Annotated in this window: 17 protein-coding genes; 7 read left to right on the top strand and 10 right to left on the bottom strand. The window is 35.0% G+C overall.

All coding sequences use genetic code 11. From position 1 onward, the window contains the following. Window positions 1-16: 16 nt before the first annotated feature. The 3 genes from NLJ00_RS00530 to NLJ00_RS00540 all read left to right on the top strand — a co-directional run bounded on the left by NLJ00_RS00530 (window position 17) and on the right by NLJ00_RS00540 (window position 2,951). Window positions 17-592 (top strand): DUF4252 domain-containing protein, encoded by a 576-nt coding sequence (locus NLJ00_RS00530; RefSeq protein WP_408611602.1) that lies wholly within the window; start codon window positions 17-19, stop codon window positions 590-592. A 2-nt stretch (window positions 593-594) separates the two neighbouring features. Further along, a complete protein-coding gene (locus NLJ00_RS00535; protein ID WP_053474322.1) occupies window positions 595-1,131 on the top strand; it encodes a DUF4252 domain-containing protein in 537 nt (178 codons plus the stop codon). Between the two features lie 1,274 nt (window positions 1,132-2,405). Next, the gene (locus NLJ00_RS00540) at window positions 2,406-2,951 is read left to right on the top strand and encodes a DUF6252 family protein (RefSeq protein ID WP_256635892.1); all 546 of its coding nucleotides are present in this window, start codon (window positions 2,406-2,408) and stop codon (window positions 2,949-2,951) included. A gap of 529 nt (window positions 2,952-3,480) precedes the next feature. On the opposite strand, the gene carB is transcribed toward NLJ00_RS00540, so the two are convergent. Then, entirely contained in the window at window positions 3,481-6,336 is a 2,856-nt protein-coding gene (gene carB / locus NLJ00_RS00545) for a carbamoyl-phosphate synthase large subunit (RefSeq protein WP_053474519.1), read from the bottom strand. Window positions 6,337-6,484: 148 nt separating this feature from the next. Then, window positions 6,485-6,646: a 50S ribosomal protein L34 gene (gene rpmH, locus NLJ00_RS00550; protein WP_008464848.1), complete on the bottom strand. Its 162-nt coding sequence runs from the start codon at window positions 6,644-6,646 to the stop codon at window positions 6,485-6,487. Window positions 6,647-6,813: 167 nt separating this feature from the next. Between rpmH and NLJ00_RS00555 the strand changes: the two genes are divergently transcribed. After that, the gene (locus tag NLJ00_RS00555) at window positions 6,814-7,329 is read left to right on the top strand and encodes a hypothetical protein (RefSeq protein WP_053474518.1); all 516 of its coding nucleotides are present in this window, start codon (window positions 6,814-6,816) and stop codon (window positions 7,327-7,329) included. A 377-nt stretch (window positions 7,330-7,706) separates the two neighbouring features. Here NLJ00_RS00555 and NLJ00_RS00560 read toward each other — a convergent pair whose 3' ends face one another. The 3 genes from NLJ00_RS00560 to NLJ00_RS00570 all read right to left on the bottom strand — a co-directional run bounded on the left by NLJ00_RS00560 (window position 7,707) and on the right by NLJ00_RS00570 (window position 11,752). Then, window positions 7,707-8,681: an IS110 family RNA-guided transposase gene (locus NLJ00_RS00560; protein WP_256635548.1), complete on the bottom strand. Its 975-nt coding sequence runs from the start codon at window positions 8,679-8,681 to the stop codon at window positions 7,707-7,709. Window positions 8,682-9,153: 472 nt separating this feature from the next. Further along, the gene (locus NLJ00_RS00565) at window positions 9,154-10,128 is read right to left on the bottom strand and encodes an IS110 family RNA-guided transposase (protein WP_256635893.1); all 975 of its coding nucleotides are present in this window, start codon (window positions 10,126-10,128) and stop codon (window positions 9,154-9,156) included. A 964-nt stretch (window positions 10,129-11,092) separates the two neighbouring features. Beyond that, complete coding sequence (locus tag NLJ00_RS00570) at window positions 11,093-11,752, bottom strand: alpha/beta hydrolase (RefSeq protein ID WP_256635894.1); 660 nt, start codon at window positions 11,750-11,752, stop codon at window positions 11,093-11,095. Between the two features lie 285 nt (window positions 11,753-12,037). Between NLJ00_RS00570 and NLJ00_RS00575 the strand changes: the two genes are divergently transcribed. Then, window positions 12,038-12,349 carry a GNAT family N-acetyltransferase gene (locus NLJ00_RS00575; protein ID WP_234984747.1) on the top strand — a complete coding sequence of 104 codons (312 nt, stop codon included), beginning with the start codon at window positions 12,038-12,040 and terminating at the stop codon, window positions 12,347-12,349. On the opposite strand, the gene NLJ00_RS00580 is transcribed toward NLJ00_RS00575, so the two are convergent. From NLJ00_RS00580 to NLJ00_RS00600, 5 genes are all read right to left on the bottom strand, one after another. Continuing rightward, the gene (locus tag NLJ00_RS00580; RefSeq protein WP_256635895.1) at window positions 12,346-13,776 is read right to left on the bottom strand and encodes an anion permease; all 1,431 of its coding nucleotides are present in this window, start codon (window positions 13,774-13,776) and stop codon (window positions 12,346-12,348) included. The two genes, NLJ00_RS00575 and NLJ00_RS00580, sit on opposite strands and share 4 nt — an antisense overlap. 20 nt (window positions 13,777-13,796) lie before the next feature. After that, on the bottom strand, window positions 13,797-14,891 hold the full coding sequence (locus tag NLJ00_RS00585; protein WP_256635896.1) for a porin: 1,095 nt from the start codon (window positions 14,889-14,891) through the stop codon (window positions 13,797-13,799). Between the two features lie 440 nt (window positions 14,892-15,331). Beyond that, the gene (locus NLJ00_RS00590; protein WP_053472781.1) at window positions 15,332-16,966 is read right to left on the bottom strand and encodes an ABC-F family ATP-binding cassette domain-containing protein; all 1,635 of its coding nucleotides are present in this window, start codon (window positions 16,964-16,966) and stop codon (window positions 15,332-15,334) included. Window positions 16,967-17,574: 608 nt separating this feature from the next. Then, window positions 17,575-18,750: a GlmU family protein gene (locus tag NLJ00_RS00595; RefSeq protein WP_256635897.1), complete on the bottom strand. Its 1,176-nt coding sequence runs from the start codon at window positions 18,748-18,750 to the stop codon at window positions 17,575-17,577. Between the two features lie 725 nt (window positions 18,751-19,475). Then, window positions 19,476-19,730, bottom strand: coding sequence for a type B 50S ribosomal protein L31 (locus tag NLJ00_RS00600; RefSeq protein WP_008464817.1), 255 nt, complete (start codon window positions 19,728-19,730; stop codon window positions 19,476-19,478). Window positions 19,731-19,981: 251 nt separating this feature from the next. Here NLJ00_RS00600 and NLJ00_RS00605 point away from each other — a divergent pair, with 251 nt between their 5' ends. Together NLJ00_RS00605 and NLJ00_RS00610 are read left to right on the top strand one after the other, a co-directional pair. Continuing rightward, window positions 19,982-20,509 carry a DUF4199 domain-containing protein gene (locus tag NLJ00_RS00605; protein WP_053472783.1) on the top strand — a complete coding sequence of 176 codons (528 nt, stop codon included), beginning with the start codon at window positions 19,982-19,984 and terminating at the stop codon, window positions 20,507-20,509. Between the two features lie 9 nt (window positions 20,510-20,518). Next, the gene (locus tag NLJ00_RS00610) at window positions 20,519-21,475 is read left to right on the top strand and encodes a glycosyltransferase family 2 protein (protein WP_256635898.1); all 957 of its coding nucleotides are present in this window, start codon (window positions 20,519-20,521) and stop codon (window positions 21,473-21,475) included. Window positions 21,476-21,526 lie beyond the last annotated feature (51 nt).

Below are 21,526 nucleotides of genomic sequence, written 5' to 3' on the forward strand. Positions count from 1 at the left end.
TAAATAAAAAATAAACATGAAATCAACGATTCACGAATACAGAAAAAACAATATAAAAAGCATGAGTAAAAATTTCATCATAACTCTAGTTTTCGCATTCGTTACACAAGCTTTTTATGCTCAAAGTGCCTTTGACAAATATGACGGTCAGGACGATGTAACATCAGTAATTGTAAACAAAAAAATGTTTGATTTAATGAGTAAGGTAAAAGTTGATGCTTCTGATAAAGAAACACAGCAATACATTAACCTGATCAAAAAATTAGACTACTTAAAAGTGTTTACCACAAAAAATCCTAAAGTTGAAGCAGATATGAAAGCTTCTGCAGATAAATACATAAAATCTGCTGGTTTAGAAGAACTTATGCGTATCAACGACAGCGGTAAAAATGTTAGGATAATGGTAAAATCTGGCACTACAGATACTCAAATTAAAGAATTACTAATGTTTGTTGACGGGGCAAAAAGCGAAGAATCTGTTTTATTGTCACTTACAGGTAATTTCGATTTAAATGAAATCTCAGTACTTACAGACAAAATGCAGCTTCCGGGCGGAACTGACTTGAAAAAAGCTTCTAAAAGCAAAAGATAATCATGAAAATCAACGTTTTCACCACAGCCATTTTAGCATTACTAACTTTTGTAAGTTGTAATTCTGAGCCTTCACTGCAAAAGTATTTTGTCGAAAATACAGACAAAAAAGACTTTATTGCACTCGATGTTTCGCCTTCTATTTTAAATCTCGACAATACTAAATTGTCTGCAGAGCAAAAAGAAGCCATAAATTCATTCGACAAAATGAACATATTAGCTTTTAAAGCAAATGATAAAAATCAGGTGCAATTTGAAGCAGAACGAAATAAGGTAAAGGCCATATTAAAAGACCCAAAATATCAGGAATTAATGAAAGTTGGTTCCGGTAAAGACGGCGCATCAATTAGTTATGTCGGCTCTGATGACAACATCAAAGAATTCATAGTTTTTGCAAACAGAAAAGAAAATGGTTTTGCCGTTGTTCGTGTGTTAGGGAACAATATGAACCCGAACAGCATTATGACTTTAATGTCTGTTTTGAAAGAATCAAAAATAGACATGGAACAATTGAAACCTTTACAGCAATTGGTTAAATAAAAACATCTTACTTTTAATCGAAAAAAGCTCCTTAGATGGGAGCTTTTTTTTATTTATAATCATATTGTAAATACTGGGCGTAGACGCACTGCAGTGCGTCTCTACAGAAAATTGGAAATGAATATTTCTTCGACAAAAAATAACCACAAAGCATATCGTAGAGACGCACAGCAGTGCGTCTTATGCGCAAAGTAGACGCACTGCAGTGCGTCTCTACGGAAAATTGGGGTGAATTATATTTTTTTTTCAACCAGCAGATAACACAATGCATATCGTAGAGACGCACAGCAGTGCGTCTTATGTGCAAAGTATAGCAAACGTGAATACTGGACGTAGACGCACTGCTGTGCGCCTCTACAGAAAATTGGAAATGAATATTTCTTCGACAAAAAATAACCACAAAGCATATTGTAGAGGCGCACAGCAGTGCGTCTTATGCGCAAAGTATAGCAAACGTGAATATTGGACGTAGACGCACTGCTGTGCGCCTCTACAGAAAATTGGAAATGAATATTTCTTCGACAAAAAATAACCACAAAGCATATCGTAGAGACGCACAGCAGTGCGTCTTATGCGCAAAGTATAACAAACGTAAATACTAGACGTAGACGCACTGCTGTGCGTCTCTACGGAAAATTGGGTGAATTATATTTTTTCAACCAGCAGATAACACAATGCATATCGTAGAGACGCACAGCAGTGCGTCTTATGCGCAAAGTATAGCAAACGTGAATACTGGACGTAGACGCACTGCTGTGCGCCTCTACAGAAAATTGGAAATGAATATTTCTTCGACAAAAAATAACCACAAAGCATATCGTAGAGACGCACAGCAGTGCGTCTTATGCGCAAAGTATAACAAACGTGAATATTGGACGTAGTCGTACTGTTGTGCACCTCTACACAAAATTGGAAATGAATATTTCTTCGACAAAAAATAACCACAAAGCATATCGTAGAGGCGCACAGCAGTGCGTCTTATGCGCAAAGAACAGCAAACGTGAATATTGGACGTAGACGCACTGCTGTGCGTCTCTACAAAAAATTGGGATGGAATTATATAAATTTTTCGATCATCAATCTCACAAAATATATAGACAAAGCATATTGTAGAGGCGCACAGCAGTGCGTCTTATGCGCAAACTAAAAAAACAAAAAGCTCCAATTTTCATTGGAACTTTTTTAATGTATAATATACATTTTTTCTAATCTTACAAATTAAATGTTAAAATAAATTCATTTACATTTACTTCTTAATATAACAAATACCAATAATGAAAACACCAAAAATCTTATTTCTATTTTTACTTTTAGCATTAAACAGCTGTTCAAGCGATGACAACGAAAACCCTGAAGATCCGGAAACATCAAAATTTGCAATGACAGCAAAAGTTGACGGTACATTGTGGGAAATGCAAAATCCGTTTGGATCAGATTATGCTACAAAAACATTATTTGATATGTATCCTGCAGAAGAATATATTCTTTTACAAGGAAGAAACAAAAATTTTGTAGATGAAATTAGACTTTACATTAAAAGAAGCGATCTAAAAGTTGGAACATATCCTATAACAAAAAACACTTTTGACGCCTCTAAAACACAAGTTGAAATCTCATTTAACACTAAAGGAAAAAGCCAATATCCTGTTAATGGTTCAGTATCAATTACAGCGATTGACTTAACTGCTAAAAAAGTAACCGGAACATTTTCATTTAATTGTGTAGATGATGATAATGAACCAATTAGCGCTGCTAATCCTGTTACAACAAAAGTAACTGATGGTACTTTTAGCTACAGATATGATGTACCAGAGAAATAATTCTGATATATTTACATATAAAAAAAGCTCCTTTAATGGGAGCTTTTTTTATTTTAATCCTATCGTGAATACTGAGCGTAGACGCACTGCTGTGCGTCTCTACGGAAAATTGGGATGAATATATATTTTATTCAACAAATAACCACAAAGCATATCGTAGAGACGCACAGCAGTGCGTCTTATTCGCAAAGTAAATAACGGGGCTTGAATATTGGACGTAGACGCACTGCTGTGCGTCTCTACAGAAAATTGGGATGAATATATATTTTATTCGACAAACAAATAACCACAAAGTATATCGTAGAGACGCACAGCAGTGCGTCTTATGCGCAAAGTAAATAACGGAGCTTTAATACTGGGCGTAGACGCACTGCTGTGTGTCTCTACAGAAAATTGGAATGAATATTTTCTTTGACAAATAACCGCAAAAGCATATCGTAGAGACGCACAGCAGTGCGTCTTATGCGCAAAGTAAAATAAAAAAGCTCCAATTTTCATTGGAGCTTTTTTGTTATAATAAAATTTGAGCTTATTTACTCAAATACATTTTTCTTCTAGAGTACAATTCGTAGAATTGATCGTCTTTTAAGTCATCAATAAACAAGATACTTTCTCCTGTTGATTTCATTTCTGGCCCTAAAGCTTTGTTTACGTTCGGGAATTTGCTGAAAGAGAAAACCGGTTGTTTGATTGCGTATCCTTTTAATTGCGGATTAAAATCAAAGTCAGTTACTTTACTATGACCTAACATTACTTTAGTAGCGTAGTTTACATAAGGCTCTCCGTAAGCTTTTGCAATAAACGGAACCGTTCTTGAAGCTCTTGGGTTTGCTTCGATAATATAAACCGTATCATCTTTTATCGCAAACTGAATATTGATCAAACCAACTGTTTTTAAAGCTCTTGCAATTTTATGCGTATGATCTTTAATTTGCTGCATTACGAATTCTCCTAAGTTAAAAGGAGGCAATGTTGCATTACTATCCCCAGAGTGAACTCCGCAAGGTTCGATATGCTCCATAATTCCTATGATGTATACATTTCCGTCAGCATCACAAATCGCATCCGCTTCAGCTTCAATTGCTCCGGCTAAGTAGTGATCTAAAAGTAATTTGTTTCCTGGAATTGTTTTCAACAAATCGATAACGTGCTCTTCAAGCTCTTTTTTGTTGATTACAATTTTCATTCCCTGACCTCCTAATACATAAGAAGGACGAATTAACAGCGGGAAATCTAAACTATCCGCTAATTTTGAAGCTTCGTCTGCCGTTTCAGCGATTCCGAATCTTGGGAAAGGAATATGTAATTCTGTCAATAAATCTGAGAATCTTCCTCTGTCTTCTGCTAAGTCAAGTGCATCAAAACTAGTTCCGATGATTTTTACACCGTATTTAGATAATTTATCAGCTAATTTAAGAGCCGTTTGACCACCAAGCTGAACGATTACACCTTCTGGTTTTTCGTGCTGAATAATATCATAAATATGCTCCCAGAAAACTGGTTCGAAGTATAGTTTATCAGCCGTATCAAAATCTGTCGAAACTGTTTCAGGATTACAGTTAATCATGATTGTTTCGTAACCACATTCTTTTGCTGCCAAAACTCCGTGTACACAAGAATAATCGAACTCAATTCCCTGCCCGATTCTGTTTGGTCCGGAACCTAAAACGATAACTTTCTTTTTATCTGTTACGATACTCTCATTATCCACAAAACGCTCTCCGTTTGCTTTTTCGATTTCTGCTTCAAAAGTGGAGTAGTAATAAGGTGTTTTTGCTTTAAACTCAGCCGCACACGTATCAACCAGTTTAAACACACGGTTGATGTTTTTCTCCATACGTAAAGAATGCACTTCACTTTCCAGACAGTTCATCATGTGAGCTAATTGTCTGTCGGCGAAACCTTTTTGTTTGGCTTCAAGTAATAATTCTTTAGGAAGGTTTGAAACTTTATAGTTTGAAATTTCTTTCTCTAAAACATAAAGTTCTTCGTATTGTTTTAAGAACCACATGTCGATTCTTGTAATTTCATGGATACGGCTCAACGGAATTCCCATTGCAATGGCATCATAAATTACAAAAACTCTGTCCCAGCTTGCATACGTAAGCTTTTCGATGATTTGTTCGTAATCTTTATATCCTTTTCCGTCAGCTCCTAAACCATTTCTTTTAATTTCTAAAGATTGGGTTGCTTTGTGCAGCGCTTCCTGAAAAGAACGTCCAATTCCCATAACTTCACCTACAGATTTCATCTGAAGACCTAAAGTTCTGTCTGATCCTTCAAATTTATCGAAGTTCCAACGTGGTATTTTTACGATTACATAATCTAAAGTTGGTTCAAAAAGAGCCGAAGTCGATTTTGTAATTTGGTTTTGTAATTCATCTAAGTTATATCCTAAAGCCAGTTTAGAAGCAATTTTTGCAATTGGATAACCTGTTGCTTTTGATGCTAATGCAGAAGAACGAGATACACGAGGGTTAATCTCGATCGCTACGATATCTTCTTTATCATCTGGCGAAACTGCAAATTGTACGTTACATCCTCCAGCAAAATTTCCGATACTTCTCATCATTAAAATTGCGTAGTCACGTAATTTTTGGAAAGTGGTATCTGATAATGTCATTGCCGGCGCAACGGTAATCGAATCTCCGGTGTGGATTCCCATTGGGTCCATATTTTCGATAGAACAGATAATTACAACATTATCATTTTTATCTCTTAAAAGCTCTAACTCGTACTCTTTCCATCCCATTAAAGCTTTATCAATTAAAACTTCGTGAATTGGGGATGCTTCGAGTCCGCGGGTTAAAAGCTCATCAAAATCTTCTTTTTTGTAAACTACCGCTGCTCCTGTTCCACCAAGTGTAAACGATGGACGAATTACAAGCGGGAAACCAAATTCCTGTGCAATTTCTTTTCCTTCTAAATATGAAGTAGCCGTTTTTGCAGGTGCAGTTGGTACATTTATTCTTTCTAAAAGCTGTTTAAACTGCTCTCTGTCTTCGGTAATATTAATCGCATTTACATCAACTCCTATTAATCTTACTCCGAAATCCTGCCAGATTCCTTTTTCTTCAGCTTCCAGACACAAGTTCAAAGCGGTCTGCCCTCCCATTGTTGGCAAAACTGCATCAATTTGCGGGTGTTCCTTCAGAATTTCAATAATCGATTTAGTAGTTAATGGTTTCAAATAAATATGATCGGCCATAGATGGGTCGGTCATAATTGTCGCTGGATTGGAGTTAATTAAGATAACTTCAATTCCCTCTTCACGAATCGAACGTGCAGATTGAGATCCTGCATAATCGAATTCGCAAGCTTGACCAATAACAATAGGTCCCGAACCTATTATTAAAACTGATTTAATTGATGTGTCTTTAGGCATTTTGTATGTATTGTGTAGTTATATAAAAGTATTTTAAAAAACATTCTTAGTGTACTAAAAACTAGAATGTTGAGAAAATTTTTACCGACAAGGTATAAAAAAAGGCGATACTAAAAAAGTAATCGCCTTATGTATGTTTATACAAACATTATTTTTTGTGTCTAGGTTCGCTAGAAACAGTCAATTTATGTCTTCCTTTTGCTCTTCTACGCGCTAGAACTTTTCTTCCATTCGCAGAAGCCATTCTGTCCATAAATCCGTGCTTATTTCTTCTTTTTCTTTTCGATGGTTGAAATGTTCTTTTGCTCATTGCTTTGTATCTTTAAAATGGTGTCTATTATCTGTTTTTCTGTTTTTGAATTCCGTTGCTCAAAAACCGAGTGCAAATATACAAAGACTTTTTTTTCTGGCAAGTAGTTTTATAAAAATATTTTTAATTCATTTTACTATATTTGCAATCACAAATTTACATGAATTATGTTTAATAAAATTATCAAACTTATTTTGGCCGGACTTCTTATAATAGCTGGCGTTTGGCAAATTGTAGATAAAGAAACCGGTAATGGTATCTTCCTTATATTATTGTCTGCAATTCCTATTTTTCTTTATTTTAAAAATGAATTTATCCTTTTAGCCTTTCTTAAATTAAGAAAACAAGACTTCGAAGGCGCTAAAAAATGGTTAGCATACATCAAAAATCCGGAAACTGCTTTAGTAAGAAAACAACAAGGATATTTTAATTACCTTCACGGTATCATGCTTTCGCAGACTAATTTAATTCAGGCTGAGAAACATTTCAAAAAAGCGATCGAGCTTGGACTATCAATGGATATGGATCTTGCTGTAGCTAAATTAAACCTTGCCGGAGTAGCAATGTCACGCCGCAGAAAACTGGAAGCAACTAATTTATTAGCCGAAGCTAAAAAATTAGACAAACAAGGAATGCTGAAAGAGCAAATCTCGATGATGAAAGAACAAATGAAGAAAATCTAACGATTTTTAAATTCCAATATTTTAAATCCCAAATTCCAAAAAGAGTTTGGGATTTTTTTATTTTAGATTTCTGAGTTTAGATTTTAGATTTTTTGCTCCTTGTAAAAATATCAGATACAGTTTGTCATCCTGAACACCAGTGTTAACCACACAGTTTGTCATTTCGAGGAACGAGAAATCTGCGCAAGAAGCTCGACAAAGATTAGCGATATGCTTTATGCGCATTTTTTTGTCATCCTGAGGAACGAAGGATCGCACTCGCTGATCGGCAAAGATTGGCGATTTAGTTTGCGGAGTTACTTGCGCAGATCCCTCGTTCCTCGGGATGACAAGATTAGGTGAAGATTGTGTAACCGCACAGTTTGTCATCCTGATTTCTATGATAAAACCAAATCTTTTTCATAAAAGGTTTGGTTTTTTATTACCGCAAAAACCCGATGTATTATTTTGTTTCTCACAGCGTTTAAAACGCTCATTTTATTCTTTCCTTCATCAACTTTTCTGATGTAGTATTTTCTTAAATCATTGTCTAATCGAACAGCGCTCATTGCGGCCAGATGCAGAATAGTTTTCAGGTTTTTATCGGCAAGCATTGACACTCCAGGTCTTCTTTTTAATGAGGTTCCAGATTGAAAATCGAAAGGTACAACTCCGCTGTAACATGCCATTTTTCTAGGATCAGTTATCACTGTAAAACCTTCTGTTTTTGATATTAATGTCCATGATAAAACCTGACCTACTCCAGGAACAGATTTTATCAGTTTCTGCTGATAGCTTAGGTTTTCATCATTATGGATTACTTCTTCAATATCATTTTCAATAACCTTAATTTGTCCCTCAATATTTTTAATGAGTTTTACATTTAGACTTTTTAGCTCTTTGTCCAATCCAATGCCTTTCATTAATTTGTAATCATGCTGCTGAACCATAAGCTGCTTTTTGATTTTTATTCTTAAAGCTCTTTCGGTCAATAGTATTTTTATTTTTTTAATGGAGCACGAACTTGGTTTCCATTCTCTATTTTCTTGATAATTTTTCTCAATAAAACTACAAATTCGCAGGGCATCAATTTTATCATTTTTACCTCTGACAAGACCTATACTTTTCTTGATATGCAGAGCCGATATTACATAAACTTTAAAGTTGAATTTTTCCAATACTTCAAAAAGATTCCAATTGTATCTGCCTGTATTTTCCATTGCTAAAATTACATTCTCATCTGAATATTTTTTAAAAAAGCGCTTTATAGCCGGAACGTTATTCTCAATAGAAAAGTAATTTAATGATTCTTCTTTTACACAAATATCTAAAGTCTTGCTGCTGATATCAATGCCAATAATAATGTTTTTCATAACTTTGCTTTTACGATTCAACAATGATTTGAGAAATTCATCATAAGCTCAACTCCTTAATAACGGGTCACTAGCCCAAATTTCTATCTGAGTCTTTGATGAAAGGGAAGCCAAAGTCTTAATCAAGATATGAGCCACAAACTCAGAGGAACGAATAGTTTACTTTTGCTTCCTTTCTCAATCATAAATCTACTTAAATTTTAAAAAACAAATCTAAAGGAGGAACGAAGGATCGCACTCGCTGATCGGCAAAGATTGGCGATATGCTTTGCGGAATTACTTTGCGGAGTTTCTTGTGTGATCCTTCCTCCGTCAGGATGACAAGAGTACCATTTGTCATCCTGAGGAACGAAGGATCGCACTCGATGATCGACAAAGATTGGCGATATGCTTTGTTGAATTACTTTGCGGAGTTTCTTGTGTGATCCTTCCTCCGTCAGGATGACAAGAGCACCGTTTGTCATCCTGATTTCTATGATAAAACCAAATCTTTTTGATAATGGATTTGGTTTTTTATTACCGCAAAAACCCGATGTATTATTTTGTTTCTCACAGCGTTTAAAACGCTCATTTTATTCTTTCCTTCATCAACTTTACTGATGTAGTATTTTCTTAAATCATTGTCTAATCGAACAGCGCTCATTGCGGCCAGATGCAGAATAGTTTTTAAATTTTTATCAGCAAGCATTGATACTCCAGGCCTTCTTTTTAATGATGTTCCGGATTGAAAATCAAAAGGTACAACTCCACTATAGCATGCCATTTTTCTTGGATCGGTTATAATTGTAAATCCTTCTGTTTTTGATAATAATGTCCAAGATAAAACCTGACCCACTCCAGGAACAGATTTTATCAATTTCTGCTGGTGATTAAGAGTTTCATCGCTTCGGATAATATTTTCAATATCATTTTCTATAATCTTAATTTGTCCTTCAATGTTCTTAATAAGTTTGATATTTAGGCTTTTTAGTTCTTTATCCAACCCAATATCCTTCATTAATTTGTAATCATGCTGTTGAACCACTAGCTGTTTTTTGATTTTTATTCTTAAAGCTCTTTCTGTCAATAGTATTTTAATCTTTTTAATAGAACAGGAACTTGGCTTCCATTCTCTGCTTTCCTTATAATTTTTTTCAATGAAATTACAAATACGAAGCGCATCAATTTTATCATTTTTACCTCTGACAAGACCTATACTTTTTTTTATATGCAGAGCCGATATCACATAAACTTTAAAGTTGAATTTTTCCAATGCTTCAAACAAATTCCAATTATATCTGCCCGTATTTTCCATGGCTACAATTACATTTTCATTTGAATATCTTTTAAAAAAACGCTTTATAGCCTGAACGTTATTCTCAATAGAATAGTAATTTAATGATTGTTCTTTAATACAGATATCTAAAGTCTTACTGCTGATATCAATGCCAATAATAATGTTTTTCATAACTTTGCTTTTACGATTCAACAAATGATTTGAGAAATTCATCATAAGCTCAACTCCTTGATAACGGGTCTCTAGCCCAAATTTCTATCTGAGTCTTTGATGAAAAGGAAGCTAAAGTCTTAATCAAGATATGAGCCACAAACTCGGAGGAACGAATAGTTCACTTTTGCTTCCTTTCTCAATCATAAATTTACTTAAAAATTCAAAAAACAAATCTAAAGGAGGAACGAAGGATCGCACTCGCTGATCGACAAAGATTGGCGATATGCTTTATGGAGCTTCTTGCGGAGATCTCTCCTTCGTCGAGATGACAAGATTGGGGTGAAGATTATTGTCGAATTTCTTTGCGGAGTTACTTTGCGCCCTTCGACTTCGCTCAGGGTGACAGGGCTAAAGAAAATTAACCGTGCCGTTTGTCATTTCGACCGTAGGGAGAAATCTGCGCAAGTAACTCTACAAAGATTGGCGATATACTTTACGGAGTTACTTGCGCAGATCCATCGTTCCTCGGGATGACAAGATTGTGCGGCAAATTGTATAACCACACCGTTTGTCATTTCGACCGTAGGGAGAAATCTGCGCAAGTGGCTCGACAAAGTTTGGCGATTTAGTTTGTGGAGTTTCTTGCGGAGATCTCTCCTTCGTCGAGATGACAAGATTGGGGTGAAGATTATATAACCACATCGTTTGTCATTTCGACCGTAGGGAGAAATCTGCGCAAGTGGCTCGACAAAGATTGGCGATTTAGTTTGTGGAGTTTCTTACGCAGATCCCTCGTTCCTCGGGATGACAAGATTGGGGTGAAGATTATATAACCGCATAGCTTTAACGCAAAGAGACCCGACAGGCTTTAAAAACCTGTCGGGTCTGAGTTGTATTGCGGAGTTACTTTGCGCCCTTCTCCCGATCCCGATGCTTCGGGACGGGATCGCTCAGGGTGACAAAACAATTTTTAATTATTAATTCACTCCTCTAATATAATAGAAGGCAAATTTTCATTGAGCCATTTGTATTTATTGAGAATCATAATATGGGTTCCGCCTTTTACTACTATACAGCTGTTGATATATTTTATAGGAAAAACTTCGTCCTGATCGCCGTGAATATGAATCACATTTTCGTCGACCTGGTTTCTGTTCCATAAAATGACAGATTCTACAGCCCATTGTAAATAATTAAGATCCCGAACGGCTAAAAACTTCTCGTATAATTTAATTCGTTTGTTGATTTTTTCTCCAAAAGAGTATTTCGCCAGACTTTCGATATTCAAAATCAGCTTCATAGGAATCAATTTATAGGCTTTTGTAGTCTTGCCTATTTTCATTCTTCTTGGAAATTCGAGATTACTTCTTACACTCGAAATAATGATTACTTTTCTTGCCTGAACATGTTTTGCAATTTCCTGCACTAAAATTCCTCCAAAAGAAACGCCAATTAACACAGGGTTTTCATGCTTGATATTTTTTGAAATTCGGAGTGCATAATCAGATAAGGCTTCTTTTGGATGCGGTATTTCCCATTCTAATAAACAGGTTTCAAAAACAGTTTCGTCTAATTTGATTCTTTCAAATATAGCAGGGCTAGCCGCCAGACCGGGCATAAAATATACAGGAATTTTGCTCATTTGTTTAAAATGGAATTACAACTACAGCTCTTAATTTCAAGCTAAATTTACTTTTTTTAATAATAACTACAGCAAATCGTACACCATAATTGCATATTAAAACAAATTGAGTTGTAAAAATAAACGATTTTGCAATGAACCTGATCCTCAAAAAATAATTTCATATTGAGAATCAAATGATTACCTTTGCATTCCAAATCATTCACTGCTAAAGATCTTTTAAAAAGATTTTAGCTGACTATATTTTTCGTTCTTTTTCTAATATTTTTTAACCTACCCCAAAACATGACAAATATGGAACCTACCGAAACTATGGAAATCAAAGACAACACTTTTGCAAGACAATTTGAAACCGTGGTCCCTGAAGGATTACTAAGCGTTGAGTATTCTTTTCAGGAAAAAAAGATTTTTTTAACCAAAATCAATACGCCGGAAAATTTTGAAAACCAGCCTGTACTCGACAATTTACTTAAAAGCATTTTAGAATTAAGTACAGAGAAAAAATTCAGAGTTGTGCCCATTCACCCAAAAATTGCGGCCTTTTTCAAAAAAAATCCAAAATACAAAGATTTATTGCCTCCGGGAATCAGGATTTAAAAATCACCAATTACCCAAAGCCATAATCCGCCAATTGCCATATAAATAAAAAGCATTATAAGTCCGGTTATTAAACCTTTGACCCACCAGCTTTTTAAATCGACATATCCGCTCCCAAAGAAAACGGGAGCCGGACCATGTCCGTAATGCGTTAACGTTCCGTAAATTGATCCCACAAAACCAAGCATAAAAGCAAGAAGCAATCCCGGAATTCCCAGTGAAACCCCAACTCCTAAAAGCGCTGCATACATTGCCGCCACGTGCGCCGTTGCACTTGCAAAGAGATAATGGCTGAAAAAGTATACTAATATAATGATAGGAAAAGCCATCTGCCAGCTTAGTCCGCCAATTTCTGCTTTTATCAAATTACTAAACCAGCTAATAAATCCTAATTCGTTTAGCGAACTTGCCATCATTACTAATACCGAAAACCATACGATGGTATCCCACGCTCCTTTTTCGGCTTTTACATCGTCCCAGGTCAAAACGGAAGTAAGCAATAAAATTACCAATCCAATAAAGGCGGTTGTTGTGGCATCAATAGAAAATAAATCGCCTGTCATCCAAAGAAATAATAAGATAAAGAAAGTCAGCAGCATCATCCATTCGTTTCTGGTGATTGGGCCCATTTCTTTTAATTTTTGAGATGCTATTTGCGGTGCGTCTCCGGTTTTTTTAAGTTCCGGCGGATATATTTTATACAGCACAAACGGAATCACAAAAAAGGCACACAATCCCGGTACGATTGCAGCTGCAGCCCACGACATCCAGGTTATTTTTATGCCGAGATTAAGCGCAAACTTCTGGCACATTGGGTTACTGGCTGTTCCCGTAAGAAACATTGAGGATGCTATTAAATTCATATTATAACAATTCAATGTTAAATACGAACCTAGTTTTCGATGTGTTTCAGGTTCTTCGGGCATTGAACCAAAACTCATTGCCATTGATTTCATGATGGGATAAATAATTCCTCCGCCGCGAGCGGTATTACTTGGTACGGCTGGTGCCAAAACCAAATCGGCAAGACCCAAACCGTACGCTAATCCAAGCGAGCTTTTTCCGAATAACCGAATAAACAGAAAAGCAATTCGGTTTCCTAATCCTGTTTTTATAAATCCGCGTGCTATAAAAAATGAAATTCCAATAAGCCAGATTACTTTATCTCCAAATCCTTTTAATGCCAGCGTAATTGATTTTCCCGGATCGCCCGGTGCTAAAACCTGTGTAAAAGCGGTTAAGGCAATGGCAACGATACACATGGTTCCCATTGGGGCGGCTTTTAGAATAATTCCTAAAATGGTCGCTACAAATATGGCAAACAAATGCCAGGCTTCGGGCACAACTCCGTTTGGCGCAGGAATAAACCAAATTGCTGCTCCAACTGCAAGTGTAATCAGGGTTTGAGGAATTTGTACTTCTTTCATGGTTTTGGAATTAAATTAAACTACAGCCTGCACTGAAACTGAATCAAAAATAAATTATCATTATAGGTTGATGTATCTGGGATATTTCGGTCAAAATGATCTATCTCAAATCCCATTTCTATACGACCTGTATAGTTTTTTCCAAATTCAAGGCTTATCATAGGGGTATAAGTCTGCCTTACATTTGAGTCTATTTTAAAACTAGGGTCAAATCTTTCATAACGGCAGGATACTTCTAAGGAGGTTAATTTTTTATAATCGATTTGATATCGCACATTGGGAAGGAAATAAATGCCTCGCATTTGATAATCGGCAACATCAGCTGTTCTGGTATCAACGGGTAACGAAAAATATAAGTTGTGATTTGTTCCTCGTTTGTATTCTATCTGCAAATCAAAAGTAAAACGATCTGTAAGTCTAAAATCACTGGTAACATCTGCGCCAAAGGCAAATACTTTTTCTTTGGAATATTTACCGATACCGGCGTTTAAACCGAGATTAATTTTATGCTTTTTTGATAATTCAAAAACTAATCTTGAAGAATATTGTTTTCCGTTATCGTTATCTTTTTCCTGATTTTTTCCGTTTCCGTTTAAAACCGAAACAGAATAGTTTACAGGGATTTTGCCAAGATCAAAGTTTCCGGTTGCTGAAGCTCCGATTTGAAAGCTTGTCCAGCCATTTTTTCCAAACTCATAATATTGATTGGAGAAATCAAATGATTTTATAATATCGACGGGAACTAATTCTTCAATACCAAATGCCGGCCGAAATTGTCCTCCTAAAACAGCAATGTATTTATTGAAAGTATATTTTGCATAGGCGTTTTCGAGAACTTTACCTTTTGTATCTGATTTAAAATCGGCTAAATTAACTAAGATTACGACTTCTGTGGCTTCACTTAATTTTGTGTTTAAGCCAACACGCATTCTTTTAATATCAAAGGAACTCTGGGTAACGTCACCTGTAGAATGGTGAACGCCCATAACGTCTACATTATCTCCAAAACTTTCGAGATATCGTGCCTGAAAAAGCCCTTTAAATTGAAATTGGGGGTACTTAACACCATCTTCAGAATCAACTGCTTTTTGAGTTTCGGCAGTTTGTGCGTTCATGAAAAGCGGTATTAAAAAAAAGACAAAAGCAATTCTTATTAGTAAAGGTTTGTTCATACGCTCCTAAAAATAAAAAATTAGACTTCGCTTACTGTTTTAAAAAAACAGCTAAAAATAATATGTAACTGGAAATATCTTACGAAAGTAGGAAAAATATTAATCCATTATGCAGATTATATTAGTTTTTTACTATTAAGACATTAAGGGGTAATTTTCTTTTACCATTAAGATATTAAGTTAATTAAGCTTTGTCTATACTTTACTTTTATAACTAGGAAGAGCGTTAAGCTTCACATCTTTAATAGCTTAAAAGATTCAGACATTAAGCTTTATCCTGCATAAAGAACAACTTAATTAACTTAATATCTTAATGGTAAAAAAGCTAAAAAAACAAAAAAGGCCGCTAAATTTAGCGGCCTTTATATTTTTATGAGGAAAAATTATTTTTCTATTTCTCTCATTGAATCCATTTTTTTGTGGGCAAGGAATCCTGCAACATCTTCAAAGTGTTCTTTTACTCGTTTGTTTCCAAATTCGAATACTTTAGTTGCTAATCCGTCAAGGAAATCACGGTCGTGTGAAACTAAAATTAATGTTCCGTCAAAATCACGTAAAGCATCTTTAATAATGTCTTTTGTTTTCATGTCCAGGTGATTTGAAGGCTCATCCAGAATTAATAAGTTAACGGGTTCCAACAATAATTTGATCATTGCCAAACGTGTTTTTTCTCCTCCTGAAAGTACTTTTACTTTTTTGGTAATATCATCGCCCTGAAACATAAATGCTCCCAAAATATTTTTGATCTGTGTACGGATATCTCCTACTGCAATTGCATCGATTGTTTCAAAGATGGTTGCATTTTCATCTAATAATGAAGCCTGGTTTTGTGCAAAATATCCAATTTGTGCATTATGTCCAATTTCAACGCTTCCTGAGTCAACGCCAATTTCTTTCATAATCGCTTTGATCATGGTCGATTTTCCTTCTCCATTTTTTCCAACAAAAGCTACTTTCTGTCCGCGTTCGATTACGATATTAGCATCTTTAAAAACGACATGATCTCCGTATGATTTTGCCATTTCTTTTACAATAACCGGATATTGTCCAGAACGTGCTGCCGGCGGGAATTTTAAACGCAATGCCGATGTATCTACTTCGTCTACCTGAACTATTTCTAGTTTCTCCAACATTTTTACACGCGACTGTACGGCATCTGTTTTTGAGAATGTTCCTTTAAAACGGTCGATAAAGGCTCTGTTATCAGCAATCATTTTTTGCTGTTCGTCGTATGCTTTCTGCTGGTGAATACGACGGTCTTTTCTTAGTTCTAAATAATGAGAATATTTTGCTTTATAATCGTAAATTCTTCCCATTGTTACTTCGATCGTACGGTTTGTAATGTTATCTACAAACGCTCTATCGTGCGAAATTACTACAACTGCTTTTGCTGAATTCACCAAAAACTCTTCTAACCATTGAATACTTTCAATATCCATGTGGTTGGTTGGCTCATCCAGTAAAATCAAGTCCGGTTTTTGCAATAGGATTTTTGCCAGCTCGATACGCATTCTCCATCCTCCTGAAAATTCAGAAGTTTGTCTTGTAAAATCTTCACGTTCAAAACCTAAACCTACTAAGATTTTCTCAACTTCTGCTTCGTAATTTACTTCTTCAATTGCATAATATTTCTCGCTTAAGTCCGAAACTCTTTCGATCAATTTCATGTATTCGTCACTTTCGTAATCGGTACGAACGGTTAACTGCTCGTTGATTTCGTCAATTTCGGCTTTCATTTTAAAAATCTCACCAAAGGCTTTAGATGCTTCTTCCATTACAGTCGAACCGTCTTTTGTCAATAAATGCTGAGGCAGGTATGCTACAACGGCATCTTTTGGCGTAGAAATACTTCCGGTAGAAGGTTTGCTCTGTCCTGCTATAATTTTTAAAAGTGTCGATTTTCCCGCACCATTTTTACCCATAAGGGCAATTTTATCATTTTCATTGATAGCAAAAGAGACATCGCTAAAAAGTGTAGTTCCACCAAACTGAACCGAAATATCGTTAACTGTAATCATTATCTTCTGTGAATTTGTTTTATCGGTTAATCGTTTATCTGACTACCCCATTTTTTTCGTGCTGCAAAGATAGATTAATTAGATAATTAGGCAATTAGAAAATGTGCAATTTGATAATTAGATAATTTTGAGAATGTGGTGATTAGAGAATTTTCTTTTTTTGCCACGACCCGAGCGACAGCGAACAGGCGAAGCAATTACACGAATTTTCACGAATTATTTTTTCAACTGGACTGAAGCCCATCTTTACAATATAGATCGAGCCGAAGGCTCTTTAAAGTTCCGAAGGAACGAATTATATTGTAGGGCTGGACTTTAGTCCAGTTAAGAGTCAGAAATATAGAATTTGATAAAATAGAAGCTTCAATTCAATATTGGAACACGTTTTTAAACCTATCGGTTTTATTATTTTATTTTGCATATTAAACTGGACTGAAGTCCAGCCCTACAATATAATTCGTTCCTTCGGAACTTATACGAGAGCCTTTGGCTCTTATTGTTGGGCTGGGCTTTTTTTTGGTTAATATGTGAAAAATAAAACCCGACAGGTTTTAAAAAACCTGTCGGATTACAAAATTATCTCATTATCAAATTGACTAATTATCTAATTAATCTTTTCTCCATTTTTTGGTTTCTTCAAAAATGTGTTCTAGGATCGAAGCTTCGGTTTCGTCAAATTCGATATTTCTTCTGCCCATTACCAATTTTGCAGTTTCGAAAGCTTTTTTAGTAATATACGTTGTAAAACCTGCTGCACCGCCCCAGGAAAAACTCGGAACAAAGTTTCTGGGAAAACCAGATCCAAAAATATTAGCACTTACTCCAACAACGGTTCCGGTATTAAACATCGTATTGATTCCGCATTTACTGTGGTCGCCCATCATTAAACCGCAAAACTGAAGTCCTGTTTTAGCAAAACCTTCCGTTTCGTAACTCCACAATTTTACTTCCTCGTAGTTATTTTTTAGGTTTGAATTATTACTATCAGCACCTATATTACACCATTCGCCTAAAACAGAATCTCCAAGAAATCCATCATGCCCTTTATTTGAATTAGCAAACAGGACAGAATTTTTAACTTCTCCTCCTATTCTCGATCCGGGACCAACGGTTGTTGCTCCGTAAACTTTTGCATTTAGTTTTACCTGTGCATTTTCACACAAGGCAAAAGGGCCGCGAATAACGGTTCCTTCCATGATCTCGGAATTCTTACCTATATATATAGGTCCGTTTGATGCATTTAGGGTTACAAACTCTAATTTTGCTCCTTCTTCAATAAAAATATTTTCAGGCGCAATTGTATTTACACTTTTAGGAATTGGCTGTGATTTTCTGTCTTCAGTCAAATAAGCAAAATCGGCACGAATGGCGGCGTCATTTTTTGAGAAAATATCCCAAGTGTGTTCTACTGTCAAACATTCATCATTATATTGAATGATTTCATACGAATCGAAATCAACTTCTTCCTGGTTTTCTGTTGTAAAAAAAGCAATTACATCTTCTCCTTTAAAAATCGCCTGATTGGGTTTTAAGTCCGAAACTAATTCTGCAAGCGTATCATTTGGCAAATACGCAGCATTTATCATTACGTTTTCTTCCATTTCTACCATTGGGAATTTAGTAGAAAGGTAATCTTCTGTAATTGTTGTTATAGTCGATCCTAAACGAGTTTCCCACTTTTGGCGAATCGTCATAATTCCGATTAAAATATCAGCCACGGGTCTGGTAAAAGTAAAAGGTAATAGAGCATTCCGGACGGGACCGTCAAAAAGAATGTAATTCATAAAATTAATTTAATGTGTTAAAATTTGTTTGGTTACCGAGGACAAAGTTACAAATATTTATGTGTTTCATTAATATATGTTTTTTCTGATAGCCACGAATTCACGAATTTTTATATTCTCTTAATTTTAATTGATTTAGATTACAGTTATTTGGCTAAAGCCTGATACATTTTGATTTTATAACCTTCAGATAAATCTGAAGGCAATTGAAAAAATGTTTCCTGAATAATCAATTGCCAACATCTTTAGATGTTGGTGACTTAATCATCATTGCGACGGCTTTAGCCAAATATTCTCAATTAAAATTAAATAATCTTAAAAATATGAAAAACATAGCCAGCGGTTTCAACCGCTGGAACGCAATATGTTCACAATCCCTATCCCTTTGTACCCCGTGGTTGAAACCACAGGCAATATTTTAAATTCGATCGAGGTCATTTTTAAGAAGCTCAAAAGCTGATCTCTAAATATACTCAATAAGAAAAACATAGCCAGCGGTTTCAACCGCCGGGACGTAATATATTCACAATCCGCATCCCTCCGCACCCTGTGGTTGAAACCACAGGCAATATTTTAAATTCGGATTTTTTATCTTCAATAATTTGCAAAGAGAAAATTCGTGAATTACTTCGTCTGTCCCTTTGGTCGAATCGTGGCTAACAAAAAATAATCCCATAAAAAAAGCCTTCCAAATTGGAAGGCTTCTTATATAATTTAAACAGCTATTATTTTTTAGCGTGTTTTGCATATTTAGTTTTGAATTTATCAATACGTCCTGCAGTATCGATAAGTTTAGATTTACCAGTATAAAAAGGGTGAGATGTTCTAGAAATCTCCATTTTTACAACTGGATACTCAACTCCGTCAACTTCAATTGTTTCTTTTGTATCTGCAGTAGATTTAGTGATAAAAACTTCGTCATTTGACATGTCTTTAAATGCAACTAATCTGTAATTTTCTGGGTGAATTCCTTTTTTCATCTTTACTTTTTATTTATTGTTTAGAACATTTTCATTTTGAAGCTTTTTCATGGTTAGAAAAAGGTGTAAACAAACTATGCTCTTTTTTTGTTTAAAATTTTAATTAATTTTGAGTTTGCAAATTTACAATTCTTTTTTAATAAACAAATAGTTAGCGTACTTTTTTTTAGTTAAATTCAAAAAGCTTTTTTTCTCCTTGATTATATTGGGAATTGCTATATTTGTGGATTAATTTTAAAACATATAGAAATATGATTAATGAAGTTATAAAAAAGAATGGAGTTACATACGGAATTGCCTTAGGTGTTATTCTGGCGTTAATTACGGCAAGTATATATGCTATTGATCTAAAATTATTTGTTTCTGGCTGGATTGGCGGTCTGTCATTTGTTATTTATTTAGTAGTTGGCATTTTATTACTTACAAAAACAAAAAAAGAGATTGGTTTTTTCTCTTTTAAAGATGCTTTTACCACATTTTTTATAGCTACAATAACTGCTCTTGCAATTTCTACTCTTTTTAGCGTCATATTATTTAATGTAATTGATCCGGAAGCAAAAGAAACAGTAAACCAATTACTTATTAAGTATATGGCGGAGACGTTACAAAAATTTGGAACTCCCGCTTCTGCCATAAACGAAGCTTTGGCTAAAATGAAAGAAAACAGTCCTTTCTCAACAACGGAACAATTAAAAGCATTGGTTTTTAGTATTGTTGGCTACTCAATTTTAGGATTAATTTTAGCAGCATTTTTTAAAAGCAAATCTACACAAGAATAAAAATTATAAATGAATCTATCTATACTTATACCACTTCTAAACGAGGAGGAATCGCTTCAAGAACTCTACACATGGATTATTAAAGTGATGCAGTCTAATAATTACTCTTATGAAATCATTTTTGTAGATGATGGAAGTACGGATGATTCTTGGAATATTATTGAAAGTTTTTCTAACGAAAACCCAAATGTAAAAGGAATTCGTTTCATGAAAAATTTTGGAAAATCACAGGCTTTGCATGCTGGTTTCGCTAAAGCAAAAGGTGATGTTATCATTACTATGGATGCCGATTTGCAGGACAGTCCGGATGAGATTCCAGAATTGTATGAAATGATTACCAAAGAGCGGTTCGATTTGGTTTCGGGATGGAAAAAGAAACGCTACGACTCTGTTGTGGCTAAAAATTTACCTTCAAAATTATTTAACTGGGCTGCCAGAAAAACTTCTGGAGTGGAGTTAAACGATTTTAACTGTGGGTTAAAAGCTTATAAAAATGCTGTTGTAAAAAACATCGAAGTTTCGGGCGAAATGCACCGATATATTCCTGTTTTAGCAAAAAATGCAGGTTTCGGAAAAATTGGAGAAAAAGTAGTGATTCACCAAGCTCGTAAATACGGCGAAACCAAATTTGGTATGGAACGTTTTATTAACGGATTCCTTGATTTAATTACGATTTGGTTTTTATCAAGATTCGGAAAAAGACCTATGCACTTGTTTGGCGCAATGGGTTCAATTATGTTTATTATCGGATTTTTATCTGCCGGATATATTGGAGTTTCAAAACTATACCATATGTATAGCGGAGTAAAATACAGCCTGGTAACTAATAATCCGTGGTTTTATATAGCATTAACAACAATGATTCTGGGAACTCAGCTTTTCTTAGCTGGATTTTTAGGTGAAATCATTTTGAGAACTAAAAGCAACGAAGCAAGATATAAAGTAGCACGAGAAGTGAATTTTTGACACAAATCAGGAAAAAAAAATCTTTTTGAGTCAAATTAACCTTTCAAGAAA

It is taken from the genome of Flavobacterium panici (assembly GCF_024499525.1).
Classification (GTDB): Bacteria; Bacteroidota; Bacteroidia; order Flavobacteriales; family Flavobacteriaceae; genus Flavobacterium; species Flavobacterium panici.

What these genes read in the sequence shown, in the direction of transcription:
- NLJ00_RS00530 (WP_408611602.1), top strand. Translation starts at nt 17, where the DNA reads ATGAAATCAACGATTCACGAATACAGAAAAAACAATATAAAAAGCATG.
- NLJ00_RS00535 (WP_053474322.1), top strand. Translation starts at nt 595, where the DNA reads ATGAAAATCAACGTTTTCACCACAGCCATTTTAGCATTACTAACTTTT.
- NLJ00_RS00540 (WP_256635892.1), top strand. Translation starts at nt 2,406, where the DNA reads ATGAAAACACCAAAAATCTTATTTCTATTTTTACTTTTAGCATTAAAC.
- carB (WP_053474519.1), bottom strand. Translation starts at nt 6,336, where the DNA reads ATGCCTAAAGACACATCAATTAAATCAGTTTTAATAATAGGTTCGGGA.
- rpmH (WP_008464848.1), bottom strand. Translation starts at nt 6,646, where the DNA reads ATGAGCAAAAGAACATTTCAACCATCGAAAAGAAAAAGAAGAAATAAG.
- NLJ00_RS00555 (WP_053474518.1), top strand. Translation starts at nt 6,814, where the DNA reads ATGTTTAATAAAATTATCAAACTTATTTTGGCCGGACTTCTTATAATA.
- NLJ00_RS00560 (WP_256635548.1), bottom strand. Translation starts at nt 8,681, where the DNA reads ATGAAAAACATTATTATTGGCATTGATATCAGCAGCAAGACTTTAGAT.
- NLJ00_RS00565 (WP_256635893.1), bottom strand. Translation starts at nt 10,128, where the DNA reads ATGAAAAACATTATTATTGGCATTGATATCAGCAGTAAGACTTTAGAT.
- NLJ00_RS00570 (WP_256635894.1), bottom strand. Translation starts at nt 11,752, where the DNA reads ATGAGCAAAATTCCTGTATATTTTATGCCCGGTCTGGCGGCTAGCCCT.
- NLJ00_RS00575 (WP_234984747.1), top strand. Translation starts at nt 12,038, where the DNA reads ATGACAAATATGGAACCTACCGAAACTATGGAAATCAAAGACAACACT.
- NLJ00_RS00580 (WP_256635895.1), bottom strand. Translation starts at nt 13,776, where the DNA reads ATGAAAGAAGTACAAATTCCTCAAACCCTGATTACACTTGCAGTTGGA.
- NLJ00_RS00585 (WP_256635896.1), bottom strand. Translation starts at nt 14,891, where the DNA reads ATGAACGCACAAACTGCCGAAACTCAAAAAGCAGTTGATTCTGAAGAT.
- NLJ00_RS00590 (WP_053472781.1), bottom strand. Translation starts at nt 16,966, where the DNA reads ATGATTACAGTTAACGATATTTCGGTTCAGTTTGGTGGAACTACACTT.
- NLJ00_RS00595 (WP_256635897.1), bottom strand. Translation starts at nt 18,750, where the DNA reads ATGAATTACATTCTTTTTGACGGTCCCGTCCGGAATGCTCTATTACCT.
- NLJ00_RS00600 (WP_008464817.1), bottom strand. Translation starts at nt 19,730, where the DNA reads ATGAAAAAAGGAATTCACCCAGAAAATTACAGATTAGTTGCATTTAAA.
- NLJ00_RS00605 (WP_053472783.1), top strand. Translation starts at nt 19,982, where the DNA reads ATGATTAATGAAGTTATAAAAAAGAATGGAGTTACATACGGAATTGCC.
- NLJ00_RS00610 (WP_256635898.1), top strand. Translation starts at nt 20,519, where the DNA reads ATGAATCTATCTATACTTATACCACTTCTAAACGAGGAGGAATCGCTT.